This is a genomic window from Mycobacterium sp. (genome assembly GCF_049683935.1).
Lineage (GTDB): Bacteria > Actinomycetota > Actinomycetes > Mycobacteriales > Mycobacteriaceae > Mycobacterium.
On record NZ_JBAUJR010000012.1, the window covers coordinates 1 to 13,648 of the forward strand.

Genomic DNA, 13,648 nt, shown 5'->3' on the forward strand with positions numbered 1-13,648 from the left:
AGCGCGCAAGACGACGGGGGCGCGCTGAGCGCGCAAGACGGCAGGGCGCGCGCTAAGCGCGGGTGGCCAGCGTCAACTCCATCAGCTTGATCGCCATACCGCAGGCGTCGATGCCGGGCGACTGAGGGTTGACCCACCAGCCGACGACACCGGCGGCGTCGCTGGCGACACCGCACGCCCCGTTGGGGTCGTTGGGCCGCATCACGATCGATTGGATGCCGGCGATCGACCGGCTCTCGATCTGATACTCCAACTGTTCGGCGGTCGAGCGTTCGTTGTCCAGGTCGCCGAGTTCGAACCAGAAGCGGGTGATGTCGACCAGGCCGGCGGGATTGGCCGCCTGCCACCGACAGACCGCACCGACGAACGTGCTCTGGATGTCCAACGGATCGGCCCCGACGGTCTCGGCGAGGATGTCCTCGGTGAGCACGTCGCATTCCTTCAGCAGGTTCGGGTACTGGCGCTCCGAGTCGTTGTTGCGGGGCACGTTTCCGCTGCCCGCCTGTGCCGCCGTGCCCTCGACGGTCTGTGTGCACCCGGTCAGCACGACCAGGCCGGCCAATGCCCCGGCCAGGGCCCGACGGGCGCTCACCGGGAGTTCACGATCGACTGGCGGGTGAGTTCGGTGGCGACGTCGCATGCGTCCGGGAACGGCGGCTGGGCGTAGCTGATGGACCACTCGATGAAGTCGTCGTCGAACTGGATACCGATCTCGCAGAGGTTCACCGCACCCGTGGTGAGATCTTCGTTGACCCCCATGAAGCCGTCGTGGCCTTCGATGCTGATGTCTTCGACGCTGGTGCGGGACAACTCGATGGTCTTGCGCTCACGGCCGATCGGGCTGCCGCGGAACCAGGTGAAGGAGAAGTGAGGACCGAGGATGCTGCCGCCGGCGAGCCACTGGCAGCCCACCGACGTCTGGGCGGTGTTCACCAGACCGGGCACCTGGGTCTGCTTGATGATCTCCTCGTCGCTGATGCCGCCGCACTGGGGGAAGAACGGTCCGTGCGCGATCTCCTGCTGCGGAGCGTCGGTGGCGGGCACTTCCGGGGATGCCGGGTCCGAATCCGAGCACCCGGCGACCACCGTGAGCATGGCCGCGGCGGCCACGGCCAGCGCCCCGCGCACGCGGGGGGACGAGGCAGCGCGTGCCGACTTGCTGGATGTCACGCCATGCACTGTAGCGGCAGCGTTCGGCGTGAACCACCGACATGCCGACTGACCTGCTTATTTAAGCAATTCTCAGGTGGGCCAGCCGAACACGCGTCCCGCCGGGCCGGTGTGCGACAGTAGCGGGATGCTCTGGGTGCTGCTCCGACGGCACGTGCAGCCGTACCGGAAGCCGCTCTCGGTGGTGGCGGCACTCCAGGTCATCAGCACTCTTGCGACGCTCTACCTTCCGACGGTCAACGCCGCGATCATCGACGACGGCGTCGCGCAGGGCGACCTGCGTCGGATCGTCGAGCTGGGTGCGGTGATGCTCGCGGTGACCGCACTGCAGGTGGTGTGCGCCGTCGGTGCGGTCTACTTCGGGTCGCGGGCCAGCATGGGTGTCGGCCGGGACCTGCGCTCGGTGATCTTTCACCACGTCACCGGTTTCTCCGCCGAGGAGACCGCACGCTTCGGCGCGCCGTCGCTGCTGACCCGGACCACCAACGACGTCCAGCAGATCCAGTTGCTCGTGCAGCTGACCTGCACGATGCTGATCACCGCCCCGATCATGTGTGTGGGCGGCATCTTCATGGCCATTCACCAGGACGCCGGTCTGTCGTGGCTGTTGGTGGTCAGCGTGCCGCTGCTGGCCATCGCCAACTACTGGATCGTCTCTCATCTGCTGCCGATCTTCCGACGCCTGCAGCACCAGATCGACGCCATCAACCGGGTGATGCGTGAGCAGCTCACCGGGCTACGGGTGGTCCGGGCGTTCGCGCGGGAGTCGTTCGAACGCAAGCGATTCGCCGAGACCAACCGCGCGTTGGCCGGCACCGCGCTGGAAGCCGGGCGTTGGCAGGCGCTGATGCTGCCGGTGACCACCCTGGTGATCAACGTGTCCAGCGTGGCGTTGATCTGGTTCGGCGGGATGCGCATCGACGCGGGCGAGATGCAGGTGGGGTCGCTGATCGCCTTCCTGTCCTACTTCATGCAGATCCTGATGGCGGTGCTGATGGCGACGTTCATCCTGGTGATCATCCCGCGGGCGTCGGTCTGCGCGGAGCGAATCACGGAGGTGCTCACCACGCAGCCGGCGATCACCAGCTCGCCGCACGCACTGAGCCCGGCAACGCTGACCGGCGAGGTGCGTTTGGACGCGGCCACCTTCAGCTATCCGGGCGCGGACCGTCCGGTGCTGCAGGATGTCTCGCTGACCGCGCGACCCGGCACCACCACCGCCATCGTCGGCTCGACGGGGTCGGGCAAGTCGACGCTGCTGTCGCTGATCTGCCGTATGTACGACGTGACGGACGGCTCGGTCAGCGTGGACGGGATCGACGTTCGGGAACTCGACGTCGAACGTCTCTGGTCGATCATCGGGCTGGTCCCGCAGCGCGGGTACCTGTTCTCGGGCACAGTTGCCGACAACCTGCGCTACGGCAAAGCGGACGCGACAGACGACGACATGTGGGACGCGCTGCGGATCGCCGCGGCCGACGACTTCGTCGAAGCCCACCCCGACGGGCTGCAGATGCGGGTGTCACAGGCGGGCATGAACTTCTCCGGCGGGCAGCGCCAGCGGTTGGCCATCGCCCGCGCCGTCATCCGCCGGCCCGCCATCTACCTGTTCGACGACGCATTCTCCGCACTCGACGTGCACACCGATGCCCGCGTTCGCGCCGGCCTGCGCGAGATCTCCTCGCAGTCGACGGTGATGATTGTGTCGCAGCGCATCTCGACCGTCGCCGGCGCCGACCAGATCGTCGTGATCGACGACGGCCGGGTGGTGGGCACCGGAACCCACGAGCACCTCCTCCAGACCTGTGACGCCTACCAGGAGTTCGCGGATTCCCAATCGGTGAAGGCCGGCGAGGCATGACCGGGCCGATGGGCCGCGCGATGCGCGGGACAGAACCGCCCGAGGTGCGGTCGCGCGACTTCAAGGGGACGGCGCTCCGGCTTCTCGCTCGGCTCACCCCCCAGCGGGGCATGACCGTCGCGGTGATGCTGCTGGGCGTCGGCGGCATCGCGATCGGGGTGATCGGACCACGAATACTCGGTCACGCCACGGATCTGCTCTTCAACGGCGTCATCGGCCGCCAATTACCCGACGGACTGACCAAGGAGCAGGCTGTCGAGGCGGCGCGTGCCCGCGGCGACGACAGTTTCGCCGACCTGCTGTCCGGGATGAACGTGGTGCCCGGGCAGGGAGTCGACTTCGGCGGCGTGGCACGGACGTTGGCGCTGGCGCTGGCGCTGTATCTGGTTGCCGCGCTGTTGGTCTGGATGCAGGCGCGGCTGCTCAACGTCGTCGTGCAGCGAACGATGGTCGCGCTGCGCTCCGATGTCGAGGACAAGGTGCACCGGCTTCCGCTGCGGTACTTCGACTCGCGCCAGCGCGGCGAGGTACTCAGCAGGCTGACCAACGACGTCGACAACGTGCAGACGTCCCTGTCCATGTCGATCACCCAGCTGCTGACCTCGGTGCTGACGGTGTTCGCCGTGCTGGTGATGATGCTGACGATCTCCCCGCTGCTGACATTGCTCACGGTGGTGACGGTGCCGTTGTCGCTGTGGGTCACCCGCTCGATCGCACGCAGATCGGCCAAACTGTTCGTCGCGCAGTGGCGGGACACCGGCAGGCTCAACGCCCACATCGAGGAGACCTACAGCGGCTTCACCGTCGTCAAGACCTTCGGGCACCGGGCGCACGCCGAGGAACAGTTCAGTGAGCTCAACGACGACGTCTACCGCGCCAGCTTCGGCGCCCAGTTCCTGTCGGGGTTGGTGTCACCGGCGACGATCTTCGTCGGGAACCTGAGCTATGTGGCGGTGGCGGTGGTGGGCGGTCTGCAGGTCGCTACGGGGCAGATCACCCTCGGCAGCATCCAGGCGTTCATCCAGTACGTACGGCAGTTCAACCAGCCGCTGACGCAGATCGCCGGTATGTACAACACCCTGCAGTCCGGCATCGCGAGCGCCGAACGGGTCTTCGATCTGCTCGACGCCGAGGAGGAGCCACCCGATTCGTCCGAGGTGATGCCCGCCCCCGACGACCAGCGCCGTGGCCGTGTCGAGTTCGACCACGTGTGGTTCGGCTACCTGCCCGACACCCCGGTCATCGAGGATCTGTCGCTGATCGCCGAACCCGGTACCACCGTCGCCATCGTCGGCCCGACGGGTGCGGGCAAGACGACGCTGGTGAACCTGCTGATGCGGTTCTACGACGTCGATGCGGGCCGGATCCTGCTCGACGGTGTGGACATCGCGTCGGTGAGCCGCGGTTCACTGCGCTCGCGCATCGGGATGGTGCTGCAGGACACCTGGCTGTTCGCCGGCACGGTGTACGACAACATCGCCTACGGCCGGCCCGACGCCACCGAGGAGGAAGTGCTCGAGGCTGCCACGGCGGCCTATGTGGATCGCTTCGTGCACACGCTGCCTGACGGCTACCAGACCCGGATCAACGACGGCGGTACCAACATCAGCGCGGGTGAGAAGCAACTCATCACGATCGCGCGCGCGGTGCTGGCCCGACCTCAGCTGCTGATCCTCGACGAAGCGACGAGTTCGGTGGACACCCGAACCGAGGTTTTGATCCAGCACGCGATGAGCCGACTGCGTCGCGACCGCACCAGTTTCATCATCGCGCACCGGCTTTCGACGATCCGCGATGCCGACGTGATCCTCGTCCTGGAAGCGGGCAGGATCGTCGAACGCGGCAGTCACGCCGAGTTGCTCGCCCGCCGCGGCGAGTACTGGACCATGACGCAGGCGTGAAGCCATAAGCGTTGTGCTCAATGACGATCGGCGGATCTCGCCGACGGTGTCGGGCAGGATGGCGCCATGAGCACCGAGTCGGACCCGAGGACCGTTCACACGTTCTGCAGGTACTGCCTGGCCTCGTGCGGTGTCGATGTGACGGTTCAGGACAACCGGGTGGTGAAGATCTCGGCCGACAAGCAGAACCCGCACACCTGGCACGACTTCTGCGCCAAGGGCCGCACCGCCGGTCAACTGGTCGAGCATCCGAGACGGATCCTCAATCCGATGCGTCGGGTGGGCGACTCCTACGTCGAGGCGACGTGGGAGGAGGCGATCGCCGACATCGCGGCCCGGATGAACGCCGTCATCGACGCCGACTGCCCGGACGCTGTCGGCGTGTACTACGGCAATCCGTCCGGCTTCTCGTCGTCCAACATCATCTTCATGAACGGCTGGCTGGACGCGATCGGCACCCACAGCCGGTACTTCGTCGGCTCGATCGACCAGAACGCGATGCACGTGGTCGCGGCGGCCATGTACGGGTCGATTCTGATGGCACCGGTCTCCGACATCGACAATTGTGATTACTTCCTGCTCATCGGCACCAACCCCGCAGTCAGCGCATGGAACTGGCTGGAGACAGTGCCCGGCGGCTGGCGACGCGCACTGGCCCGCCAGGCACACGGCGCCACGATCGTCGTCGTCGACCCGCTGCTCACCGAATCCGCCGAGAAGGCCGACCGCCACCTGGCGGTACGGCCGGGCCAGGACTGGGCCCTGCTGCTCGCCATGGTGAAGGTGATCCTCGACGAGAGCCTCGAGCACCAGCAGGACTGCACCGAACTCGCCACCGGCGTGACGGAGTTGCGCGCCCTCGTCGCCGAGGCCGACATCGACGACCTTGCGCGGCGGTGCGATCTCGACAGCGCTCAGATCATCGATGTGGCAAGGGAGTTCGCGGCCGCCGAACGCGCGATGGTGGTGACCCGCACCGGAGTGTCGATGCACCTGACCGGCACCGTCGCAGAGTGGCTCGGGCACGTGCTGAATGTGATCACCGGACGGATGGACCGTCCCGGTGGCCGACGGTACGAGCCAGGGTACGTCGACGCGATCCGGATGTCCGGCATGGTCAAGACGAGCCCGCACCGCAACCGACTGTCGGGTCGCGAGATGGTGGCCGGAGCCCACGCGCTGTCCGAACTCCCCGCCGAGATCACCACACCCGGACCAGGCCAGATCCGGGCGATGCTGATCAACTGTGGCAACCCGGTGGTGTCCGGACCAGACGGGGCCAAGCTCGACGAGGCGCTGTCGCAACTGGACCTGCTGGTGGTGATCGACTTCGTGCAACGCGAAAGTCATCGGCACGCGCACTGGTTGCTGCCAGCGGTGCACTGGCTCGAACGCGATGATCTGTTGGCGTTCACCAGCAACATGCACGACGAGCCCTATCTGCAGTACGGGGCCAAGGCCGTCGAGCCACCTCCGGGGGCACGCCAGGAGTGGCGGATCTTCGTCGACCTTGCGATTGCGATGGGCAAACCGCTCTTCCGCGCCAAGGGTTTCAACAGCTTCATCACCGCCACCCGTCGGGCCGCCGCTGTCACGGGCACACCGCGACTGGAGTTCACTCCGCACTGGATCGACCGCCTTGTGCTCGCCACCGGCCGGAAGTTCAACGGCCGCAGGATCAGATGGCGTGATGTGCTCGCGCATCCGCACGGCTGGGTGCTGGGCCCGCGGGAGTTCGGGCACTTCAAGGAGGCGCTGCGCACGCCTGACAAGAAGGTGCACGTGGCGCCGCCCGAATTCGTCGCGCGGACAATCGAACTCCTGGCCGAACCTCCCGTCGAGGCCCCCGCAGGCTATCCGTTCCAGCTGGCCAACCGGCGGCACCGGCACTCGATGAACTCGTGGCTCAACGAGATACCCGGGCTGCACCCGGCGGGCAAGGGCACCGAGGTGCTCATCCACCCCGAGGACGCCGCCGGGCTGGGCATCAGCGACGGCGATCGGGTTTCGGTGTTCTCGGCGGTGGGCGCGATCGACCTCGATGCCGCGCTGAGCGAGCGGCCCCGGCCAGGCGTGGTCATCATCGACCATGGCTGGGGCTCAAGAGTTTTCGACCCACGCGGCGGCGCGGCACCCGAGTCGTTCGGGGTCAACCGCAACTTGCTGGTCGACGGCGGACCGGTGGACCCGCTGTCGCAGACCTCGGCGCTGAACTCGTCCTACGTCGGCGTCCGACGCGTGGGCTGACAACCGCCCCGCCGTCAGACCTGCGGCCCCTCGGCCCTCAGGTCGTCGACGTTGCGCATGGCGTCCCGAAGCTTGCCGAGCCACTCGTCTGTGTGCTCGCCGACGAGTCGGACCGACCACGCCAGCGCATCGGAGCGCGACCGCGCCACACCCGCGTCGACCAGCGTGTCGAGGACCTGACGTTCTGGCTGCCGCAGCCGGGTCATCACCGGTACCGCGATGTGGGTGAACAGAATTCGCTCGGGGGGAGAGTCGGAATCGATCGCTGGAATTTCTACGCCCCAGGCGACCTTGCGGTCGTAGCGTGCCTCGGCCTCGTCGGCGATGCGCATCCGGTCCGCGCGGGTCTGCTCCCGGAATCGCGCCGCCCGACCCGATGCACGAGCGTCGCTCTCGGCGCTCTCGGGTTCGGGCAGTCGGCCGATCACGGTGATCTCCTCGCGGTCGACGACGACCTCGGGGTCACCGGCGAACCAGCCTTCGGGTAGCCGCCCGGCGAACCAGTCGGCGGCGTCTGTGGCATCGGGTTGGTCGGCTTGCTGCCAGCCGCCGGAGCGGCCCGACCTGCGGCTGTGGGGGTGGTGTCTCATGATTACATGATTACACCGTTGCATCGCTGGTGGGCATGTGTTCACCGCCGGCGAAACTGTTCGAGCGGTGAACCGTCAGCGGCGCTTGAGCAGCACTGCCGCGCCGGCGCCGAGCGCTCCGGCGACCAGCAGCACGAAGGCCCAGCCGGCGCCGAACAACCACCAGACCACGCCGAGCGCAACGAGGGCGGGCGACAGCACGAACAGCACCATGCCGGGATGCTGTTTGATGACCGCGACGGCGCCCTGGGCGCGCTGGCGATCCATTTCCTTTGCCATCTCCCAAGGATGCCAGCCCGCGGGCGCGGGGCGGCATAGTGTGTGAATCCGGTGCAAGTCGAAGGAGGCAGCGATGACAGGACCTGGACAAGGCAGCTGGCAGCCCGACCCCGAGGGTCGTTACGAGTACCGGTGGTTCGACGGACAGCAGTGGACCGATCAGGTCTCTGTTCAAGGTCAGGTGAGTAGGGCACCGCTGGGTGGCGCGCCCCAGGCGGAATCGGCGACAGACCCGGGCAGACATGGCCAGCATCAGGCCCAGCACCAGGGCGGCCAGGCGCAGCCCGTGCTCGGCGGACCCGACGGATTCGCCGGCATCAGCGGTGACCTGGTCGACGGTCGGTTCAGCGAGAAGGAATCCAAGGCGATCGCCAACCAGAACTCGAGGCTGCTCCGGGTCCGTCTGGGCGAGCCGTTCATGGCCAGGCAGGGATCGATGGTGGCCTACCAGGGCAACGTCGATTTCGCCTTCGAGGGCGGCGGGGCGTCGAAGTTCATCAAGAAGGCCCTCACCGGTGAAGGCCTGCCCTTGATGCGCTGCTCCGGTCAGGGCGACGTCTTCCTCGCCGAGCGCTCCTACCACGTGCACCTGCTGAATCTGACGAACTCGGGCCTGTCGATCAGCGGAAAGAACGTCCTGGCGTTCTCCACCAGCCTCGACTGGAACATCGAGCGGGTCAAGGGCGGCAGTATCGCGACGGGCGGACTGTTCAACACCACGTTGCGCGGCAGCGGCTGGGTCGCGCTGACCACCGACGGCCCGCCCGTCGTGCTCAACGCGGCCGAGGCCCCGACGTTCGCCGACACTCAGGCGGTGGTGGCGTGGTCGGCGAATCTGCAGACGCAGCTGAAGACGAGCTTCAAGGCGGGAGCCCTCATCGGCCGCGGCTCCGGGGAGGCCGTGCAGGTGTCGTTCTACGGCAACGGATTTGTCATCGTGCAACCCTCGGAGGGGTTCCAGATCACGGCGGCGCAGTAGCTCACAGCTCGAGTAGCACGGTCACCGGCCCGTCGTTGACGAGCTCGACCTGCATGTCCGCACCGAACACCCCGGTCTGCACCGTCGCGCCCAGCACCGTCAGCGCGTCGACGAGCTCACCGACCAACGGTTCGGCGACCGCCCCCGGCGCCGCAGCGTTCCACGTCGGGCGACGGCCCTTCGTGGTGTTGCCGTAGAGCGTGAACTGACTGACCACCAGGATCGGCGCGCCGACGTCGCTCGCGGATTTCTCGTTGTCGAGAATTCTGAGTTGCCAGAGCTTTTCGGCCAGCCGTCGCGCCTTGTCGACGGTGTCGTCGTGGGTGACACCAACGAGTGCGACGAGCCCCTGCCCCTGCGGGTGAATCTCGCCGACGGTCTCGGTTCCGAGGCCGCCGGCGACCGTCACGCGAGCGGACGTCACCCGCTGCACCAGGATTCGCACGATCTACAGCGTGCCGAGGATCTGCTTCATCACGACGATCTCGCGCTGCTGGGTGTCGACGATGTCGTTGGCCAGCTGTCGCGCAGCCTCGGACTGCCCGCCGTCGATCTCGGCCTGAGCCATCCGCACCGCACCTTCGTGATGGGCGATCATTCCGTCGAGGAACTGCCGACTCGCCTCGGCGCCCTGCGCCTGTCGCAGCTGCTCGAGTTGCGTTTCGGTCATCATGCCCATCTCCTCGTGGGCCGACATGTCCCCCGACATCTCGCCGGACATGTCGTGACCTTCGTGACCGGAGGGCGCCGAGTCCGTTCCCCACTGCGCGAGCCAGCCCCGCATGGTCTCGATCTCGGGATTCTGCGCCGCCTTGATCTGTTCGGCCAGCTCGGTGACGCGTGGGTCGATCCCGTCCTTGGCCAGCACGATGTCGCTCATCACGATCGCCTGCTCATGGTGGGGAATCATGTCCCGGGCGAACGTCGCATCCACGTCGTTGTGCGAACTGGCCGCCTGCGATGTCGACTCATGGTCCTGCGTACTCTGCTCGCCCTCGGCTTCTGTCGCGGTGCTGCTGCACCCCGACATCAGCAACACGACGGTAGCGCCCACGGCACCCGCTCCGGCCAGCACACTGTGTCTGCGCATCAGTCCCTGCTCCTTTCGAACCACTTGAATACCCTAGGGGGGTATGGTACACATGGGTCACGCGGCCGCCACCAACCACCCCGGGGGAAGGAACTCCATGAGCAGCACGACCATCACCGTCGCCGGCATGAGCTGCGGCGGGTGCGCATCGTCGGTGCGGGCCGAACTCTCCACCATCCCCGGCGTCGTCGACGTCACCGTCGACGTCTCCAACGGTACGGTCACGATCGACAGCGACGCGCCCGTCGATGCCACCGCCCTGCGGACAGCCGTGGAAGAAGCCGGCTACCAGCTGGCAGGCTGATTCAGACCCCCATGACCGTCGTCACCAGGATCGCCGCATTCGCCGCCGCGCTCGTCGCGGTGTTCGCGATCGCCGTCTGGGTGGGCGGAACCTTCGGCCCCAATCCCGACATCTCGGTGCCGCACCCGGCGGTGACGAGCGAACATCAGCCGTCCCACGACGGACACGTCCGATGAACACCGTCGAACTCTCGATCGGCGGCATGACGTGCGCGTCATGCGCCGCACGCGTGGAGAAGAAGCTCAACAAACTCGACAGCGTGACCGCCACCGTCAACTTCGCGACCGAGAAGGCCCGCGTGCAATTCGGTGACGACGTCACGCCCGAACAACTCGTCGCCACCGTCGAGGCCACCGGCTACCAGGCCCGACTGCCCGAGCCCTCCCCCGCCGCCGAGGACCGGCCCTCGACCGATCCGACTGCGGCGCTTCGCCAACGGCTGCTGATCTGCCTTGCCCTGTCGATCCCGGTGATCGCGATGGCGATGGCCCCGGCCCTGCAGTTCACGAACTGGCAGTGGCTGTCCCTGACGCTGGCCGCGCCCGTCGTCGTGTGGGGCGCGTGGCCGTTCCATCGGGCGGCATGGGCGAACCTGCGGCACGGCGCCGCCACCATGGACACGCTGATCTCGGTGGGAACCCTCGCCGCACTGGGCTGGTCGGTTTTTGCGCTGTTCTGGGGTACCGCAGGCACACCGGGGATGACCCACCCGTTCGAGCTGACGATCGCCCGCACCGACGGCACCGGCAACATCTATCTCGAAGCGGCCGCCGGGGTGACGACCTTCATCCTGGCCGGCCGGTACTTCGAAGCACGCGCCAAGCGGCGCGCGGGCACCGCCCTGCGCGCGCTGCTGGAGATGGGCGCCAAGGAGGTGTCGGTTCGGCGGGACGGTGCGGAGCGGCGCATCCCCGTCGAGCAGCTGCAGATCGACGACGAGTTCGTGGTCCGTCCGGGCGAGAAGATCGCAGCGGACGGCATCGTCGTCGAAGGCAGTTCGGCGGTTGATGCGTCGATGCTCACCGGTGAGTCGGTTCCGGTGGAGGTCACGCCCGGCGACCCCGTGGTCGGCGCGACGGTGAACGTCGACGGCCGACTGGTCGTGCGGGCCGGCCGCGTGGGCGCCGACACCCAGTTGGCGCAGATGGCCCGGATGGTCGAGGACGCGCAGAACGGCAAAGCTCAGGCCCAGCGGCTGGCGGACCGGATCTCCGCGGTTTTTGTCCCGGTCGTGATCGCGTTGTCGGTGGCCACGTTGGGATTCTGGCTCGGCGCAGGGGTTTCGGTCGCCGCGGCGTTCACCGCCGCGGTGGCGGTGCTGATCATCGCGTGCCCCTGCGCACTGGGATTGGCCACCCCGACGGCGCTGATGGTCGGGACCGGCCGGGGCGCGCAGTTGGGGATCCTGATCAAGGGACCCGAGGTGCTGGAGTCCACCCGGCGGGTGGACACGGTGATCGTCGACAAGACCGGCACCGTGACAACCGGGACGATGACGCTGTTCGACGTGTTCGCAGTCGATGACGAGCAACCCGACGAGGTGCTCAGAATCGCCGGCGCAGTGGAGAGTCCGTCGGAGCACCCCATCGCCCGGGCGATCACCGCCGGCGCCCGCGACAAACTCGGTGAACTCCCTGCCGTCGATGGTTTCGCCAACCTCAGAGGCCTGGGCGTGGAGGGCACGGTCGACGGTCACCCGGTGCTGCTGGGTCGGCTTCAACTGCTGGCCGAACGTTCGTACCCGATTCCCGAGGGGCTGGCCGACGTCGCAGAGCGGACCGAACTCGAAGGCAGGACCGTGGTCGCCGTGGGCTGGGACGGCCAGGCCCGCGGGTTGCTGATGGTGGCGGATTCGGTGAAACCCACCTCGGCCGAAGCTGTTTCGCTGCTCAAACGACTCGGGCTGACACCGATCATGGTGACCGGCGACAACGCAGCGGTGGCCCGCGCCGTGGCAGCGCAGGTCGGCATCAACGAGGTGATCGCCGGGGTGCTGCCTCAGGACAAGGTCGACACCGTCACACGTCTGCAGCATGAGGGCAGAGTGGTGGCGATGGTCGGCGACGGCGTCAACGATGCCGCCGCGCTGGCGCAGGCCGACCTCGGCCTGGCCATGGGCAGCGGCACCGACGTGGCGATCGAGGCCAGCGATCTGACGCTGATCGGTGACGACCTGCGGGCCGTGCCGGACGCGATCCGGTTGTCCCGCCGGACCCTGAGCACGATCAAGGGCAACCTTTTCTGGGCCTTCGGCTACAACGTGGCCGCGTTGCCGCTGGCCGCCGCCGGGCTGCTGAACCCGATGATCGCCGGTGCCGCAATGGCATTCAGCTCGGTGTTCGTCGTCGGCAACAGCCTGCGACTGCGCGGCTTCACCCCGTCACGCTGATCACGGCCGTCGGTGGCCGGGGCGGCAGCCTTCATGCGACGTTGAGGCGCCACAGCCGATACGTCCAAGGAAGGTCGTAGAAGACCACCCAGGCGGTATACGGCGCGAGTACGGTCCGCGACGAGTGGTCGCCGGAAACCGAGGCCTGAAGCAGACCCAGTGGGACCAGAAACGTGATGATTCCCAGGAAGGCGTCGCGCGGGCTCCGTCGACCGAACAGCAGTACATTCCATAACTCATTGCCGGCCAGCACTATCAGCGCAAGCCGGTAGGACCGGCGGTCACGTTGGATCACGCTGCGATGGACGACGACGCCCATCACGGCGTAGTAGGCGAGACCAACGATGTAGAAGCCGGACATCGGCAATTGCATCTTCGGTCGGCGCAGCTCCGAGAACCACTCCATCGATTTGCTGCCGACGAAGGCGTTGCCGAGGACGGCTGCAGCTGCGACCGGAAGGGCGGTCTTGGCTATTCGGCCCGCGCAGAACCCGGACCTGCGACCTGATCGCATCGACCCCACCGGGCACCTCACCCATGCATCGAACACCAACCTCGGGCGAACCATCCACAAATCGACCAGAAATGCGACTGCCCAAACCACAGTGACACAGCAGAGTTGACTAGTTGGACTCAGCAGAGGCCCGTCGCGCCCTGAAGGCCTTCACATCGGGCTTGATGCCCTTGAGGTGTTTGGCGCCGGCGAACGACCACGCGAACCGCTCGTCGTCGCCGATCGCCTCACGGGTGGCCTCGGCCACGAGCACCGACCCGGGTCGCGCCGCACCGGTCACCCGGGCAGCCAGGTTGACCGGGCTGCCGAACCAGTCCCCCTCCC

At 67.3% G+C, this 13,648-nt stretch carries 14 protein-coding genes and 1 pseudogene; 7 read left to right on the plus strand and 8 right to left on the minus strand.

Annotation, left to right across the window (positions count from 1 at the left end; all coding sequences use genetic code 11):
* Positions 1 to 52 precede the first annotated feature (52 nt).
* A complete protein-coding gene (locus WA965_RS00530; RefSeq protein WP_178357913.1) occupies positions 53 to 592 on the minus strand; it encodes a DUF3558 family protein in 540 nt (179 codons plus the stop codon).
* Positions 589 to 1,179 carry a DUF3558 domain-containing protein gene (locus WA965_RS00535; RefSeq protein ID WP_372238539.1) on the minus strand — a complete coding sequence of 197 codons (591 nt, stop codon included), beginning with the start codon at positions 1,177 to 1,179 and terminating at the stop codon, positions 589 to 591. The genes WA965_RS00530 and WA965_RS00535 overlap by 4 nt, the downstream gene beginning before the upstream one ends.
* A 118-nt stretch (positions 1,180 to 1,297) precedes the next feature.
* On the opposite strand from WA965_RS00535, the gene WA965_RS00540 reads away from it, so the two are divergent.
* The 3 genes from WA965_RS00540 (at position 1,298) to WA965_RS00550 (ending at position 7,179) form a co-directional block, all read left to right on the plus strand.
* Complete coding sequence (locus WA965_RS00540; RefSeq protein WP_526295811.1) at positions 1,298 to 3,031, plus strand: ABC transporter ATP-binding protein; 1,734 nt, start codon at positions 1,298 to 1,300, stop codon at positions 3,029 to 3,031.
* Positions 3,028 to 4,932: an ABC transporter ATP-binding protein gene (locus WA965_RS00545; protein ID WP_526295809.1), complete on the plus strand. Its 1,905-nt coding sequence runs from the start codon at positions 3,028 to 3,030 to the stop codon at positions 4,930 to 4,932. Before WA965_RS00540 ends, WA965_RS00545 begins: the two co-directional genes overlap by 4 nt.
* Before the next feature lie 66 nt (positions 4,933 to 4,998).
* Positions 4,999 to 7,179, plus strand: coding sequence for a molybdopterin-containing oxidoreductase family protein (locus WA965_RS00550; RefSeq protein ID WP_526295807.1), 2,181 nt, complete (start codon positions 4,999 to 5,001; stop codon positions 7,177 to 7,179).
* A gap of 14 nt (positions 7,180 to 7,193) precedes the next feature.
* Here WA965_RS00550 and abmR read toward each other — a convergent pair whose 3' ends face one another.
* Positions 7,194 to 7,769 (minus strand): ATP-binding transcription factor AbmR, encoded by a 576-nt coding sequence (abmR, locus tag WA965_RS00555; protein ID WP_178357917.1) that lies wholly within the window; start codon positions 7,767 to 7,769, stop codon positions 7,194 to 7,196.
* A 75-nt stretch (positions 7,770 to 7,844) separates the two neighbouring features.
* Complete coding sequence (locus tag WA965_RS00560) at positions 7,845 to 8,048, minus strand: hypothetical protein (protein ID WP_526295805.1); 204 nt, start codon at positions 8,046 to 8,048, stop codon at positions 7,845 to 7,847.
* A gap of 73 nt (positions 8,049 to 8,121) precedes the next feature.
* Here WA965_RS00560 and WA965_RS00565 point away from each other — a divergent pair, with 73 nt between their 5' ends.
* Positions 8,122 to 9,027, plus strand: a complete 906-nt coding sequence (locus WA965_RS00565) for an AIM24 family protein (RefSeq protein WP_526295803.1) — start codon at positions 8,122 to 8,124, stop codon at positions 9,025 to 9,027.
* Between the two features lies 1 nt (position 9,028).
* Here the strand turns inward: WA965_RS00565 and dtd are convergent, their stop codons facing one another.
* Together dtd and WA965_RS00575 are read right to left on the minus strand one after the other, a co-directional pair.
* On the minus strand, positions 9,029 to 9,472 hold the full coding sequence (gene dtd / locus WA965_RS00570) for a D-aminoacyl-tRNA deacylase (protein WP_526295801.1): 444 nt from the start codon (positions 9,470 to 9,472) through the stop codon (positions 9,029 to 9,031).
* A gap of 3 nt (positions 9,473 to 9,475) precedes the next feature.
* Positions 9,476 to 10,117, minus strand: coding sequence for a DUF305 domain-containing protein (locus WA965_RS00575; RefSeq protein ID WP_526295799.1), 642 nt, complete (start codon positions 10,115 to 10,117; stop codon positions 9,476 to 9,478).
* Positions 10,118 to 10,214: 97 nt separating this feature from the next.
* Between WA965_RS00575 and WA965_RS00580 the strand changes: the two genes are divergently transcribed.
* From WA965_RS00580 to WA965_RS00590, 3 genes are read left to right on the plus strand one after another with little or no spacing between them, the layout of a single operon-like run.
* Positions 10,215 to 10,421, plus strand: a complete 207-nt coding sequence (locus WA965_RS00580) for a heavy-metal-associated domain-containing protein (protein WP_526295797.1) — start codon at positions 10,215 to 10,217, stop codon at positions 10,419 to 10,421.
* 11 nt (positions 10,422 to 10,432) lie between these two features.
* A complete protein-coding gene (locus tag WA965_RS00585) occupies positions 10,433 to 10,597 on the plus strand; it encodes a hypothetical protein (RefSeq protein WP_526295795.1) in 165 nt (54 codons plus the stop codon).
* Positions 10,594 to 12,810, plus strand: coding sequence for a heavy metal translocating P-type ATPase (locus WA965_RS00590; RefSeq protein ID WP_526295793.1), 2,217 nt, complete (start codon positions 10,594 to 10,596; stop codon positions 12,808 to 12,810). Before WA965_RS00585 ends, WA965_RS00590 begins: the two co-directional genes overlap by 4 nt.
* Before the next feature lie 31 nt (positions 12,811 to 12,841).
* Here WA965_RS00590 and WA965_RS00595 read toward each other — a convergent pair whose 3' ends face one another.
* Together WA965_RS00595 and WA965_RS00600 are read right to left on the minus strand one after the other, a co-directional pair.
* A complete protein-coding gene (locus WA965_RS00595) occupies positions 12,842 to 13,324 on the minus strand; it encodes a TspO/MBR family protein (RefSeq protein WP_526295791.1) in 483 nt (160 codons plus the stop codon).
* A 109-nt stretch (positions 13,325 to 13,433) separates the two neighbouring features.
* Positions 13,434 to 13,648, minus strand: a pseudogene (locus tag WA965_RS00600) (adenylate/guanylate cyclase domain-containing protein); the annotation flags it as partial.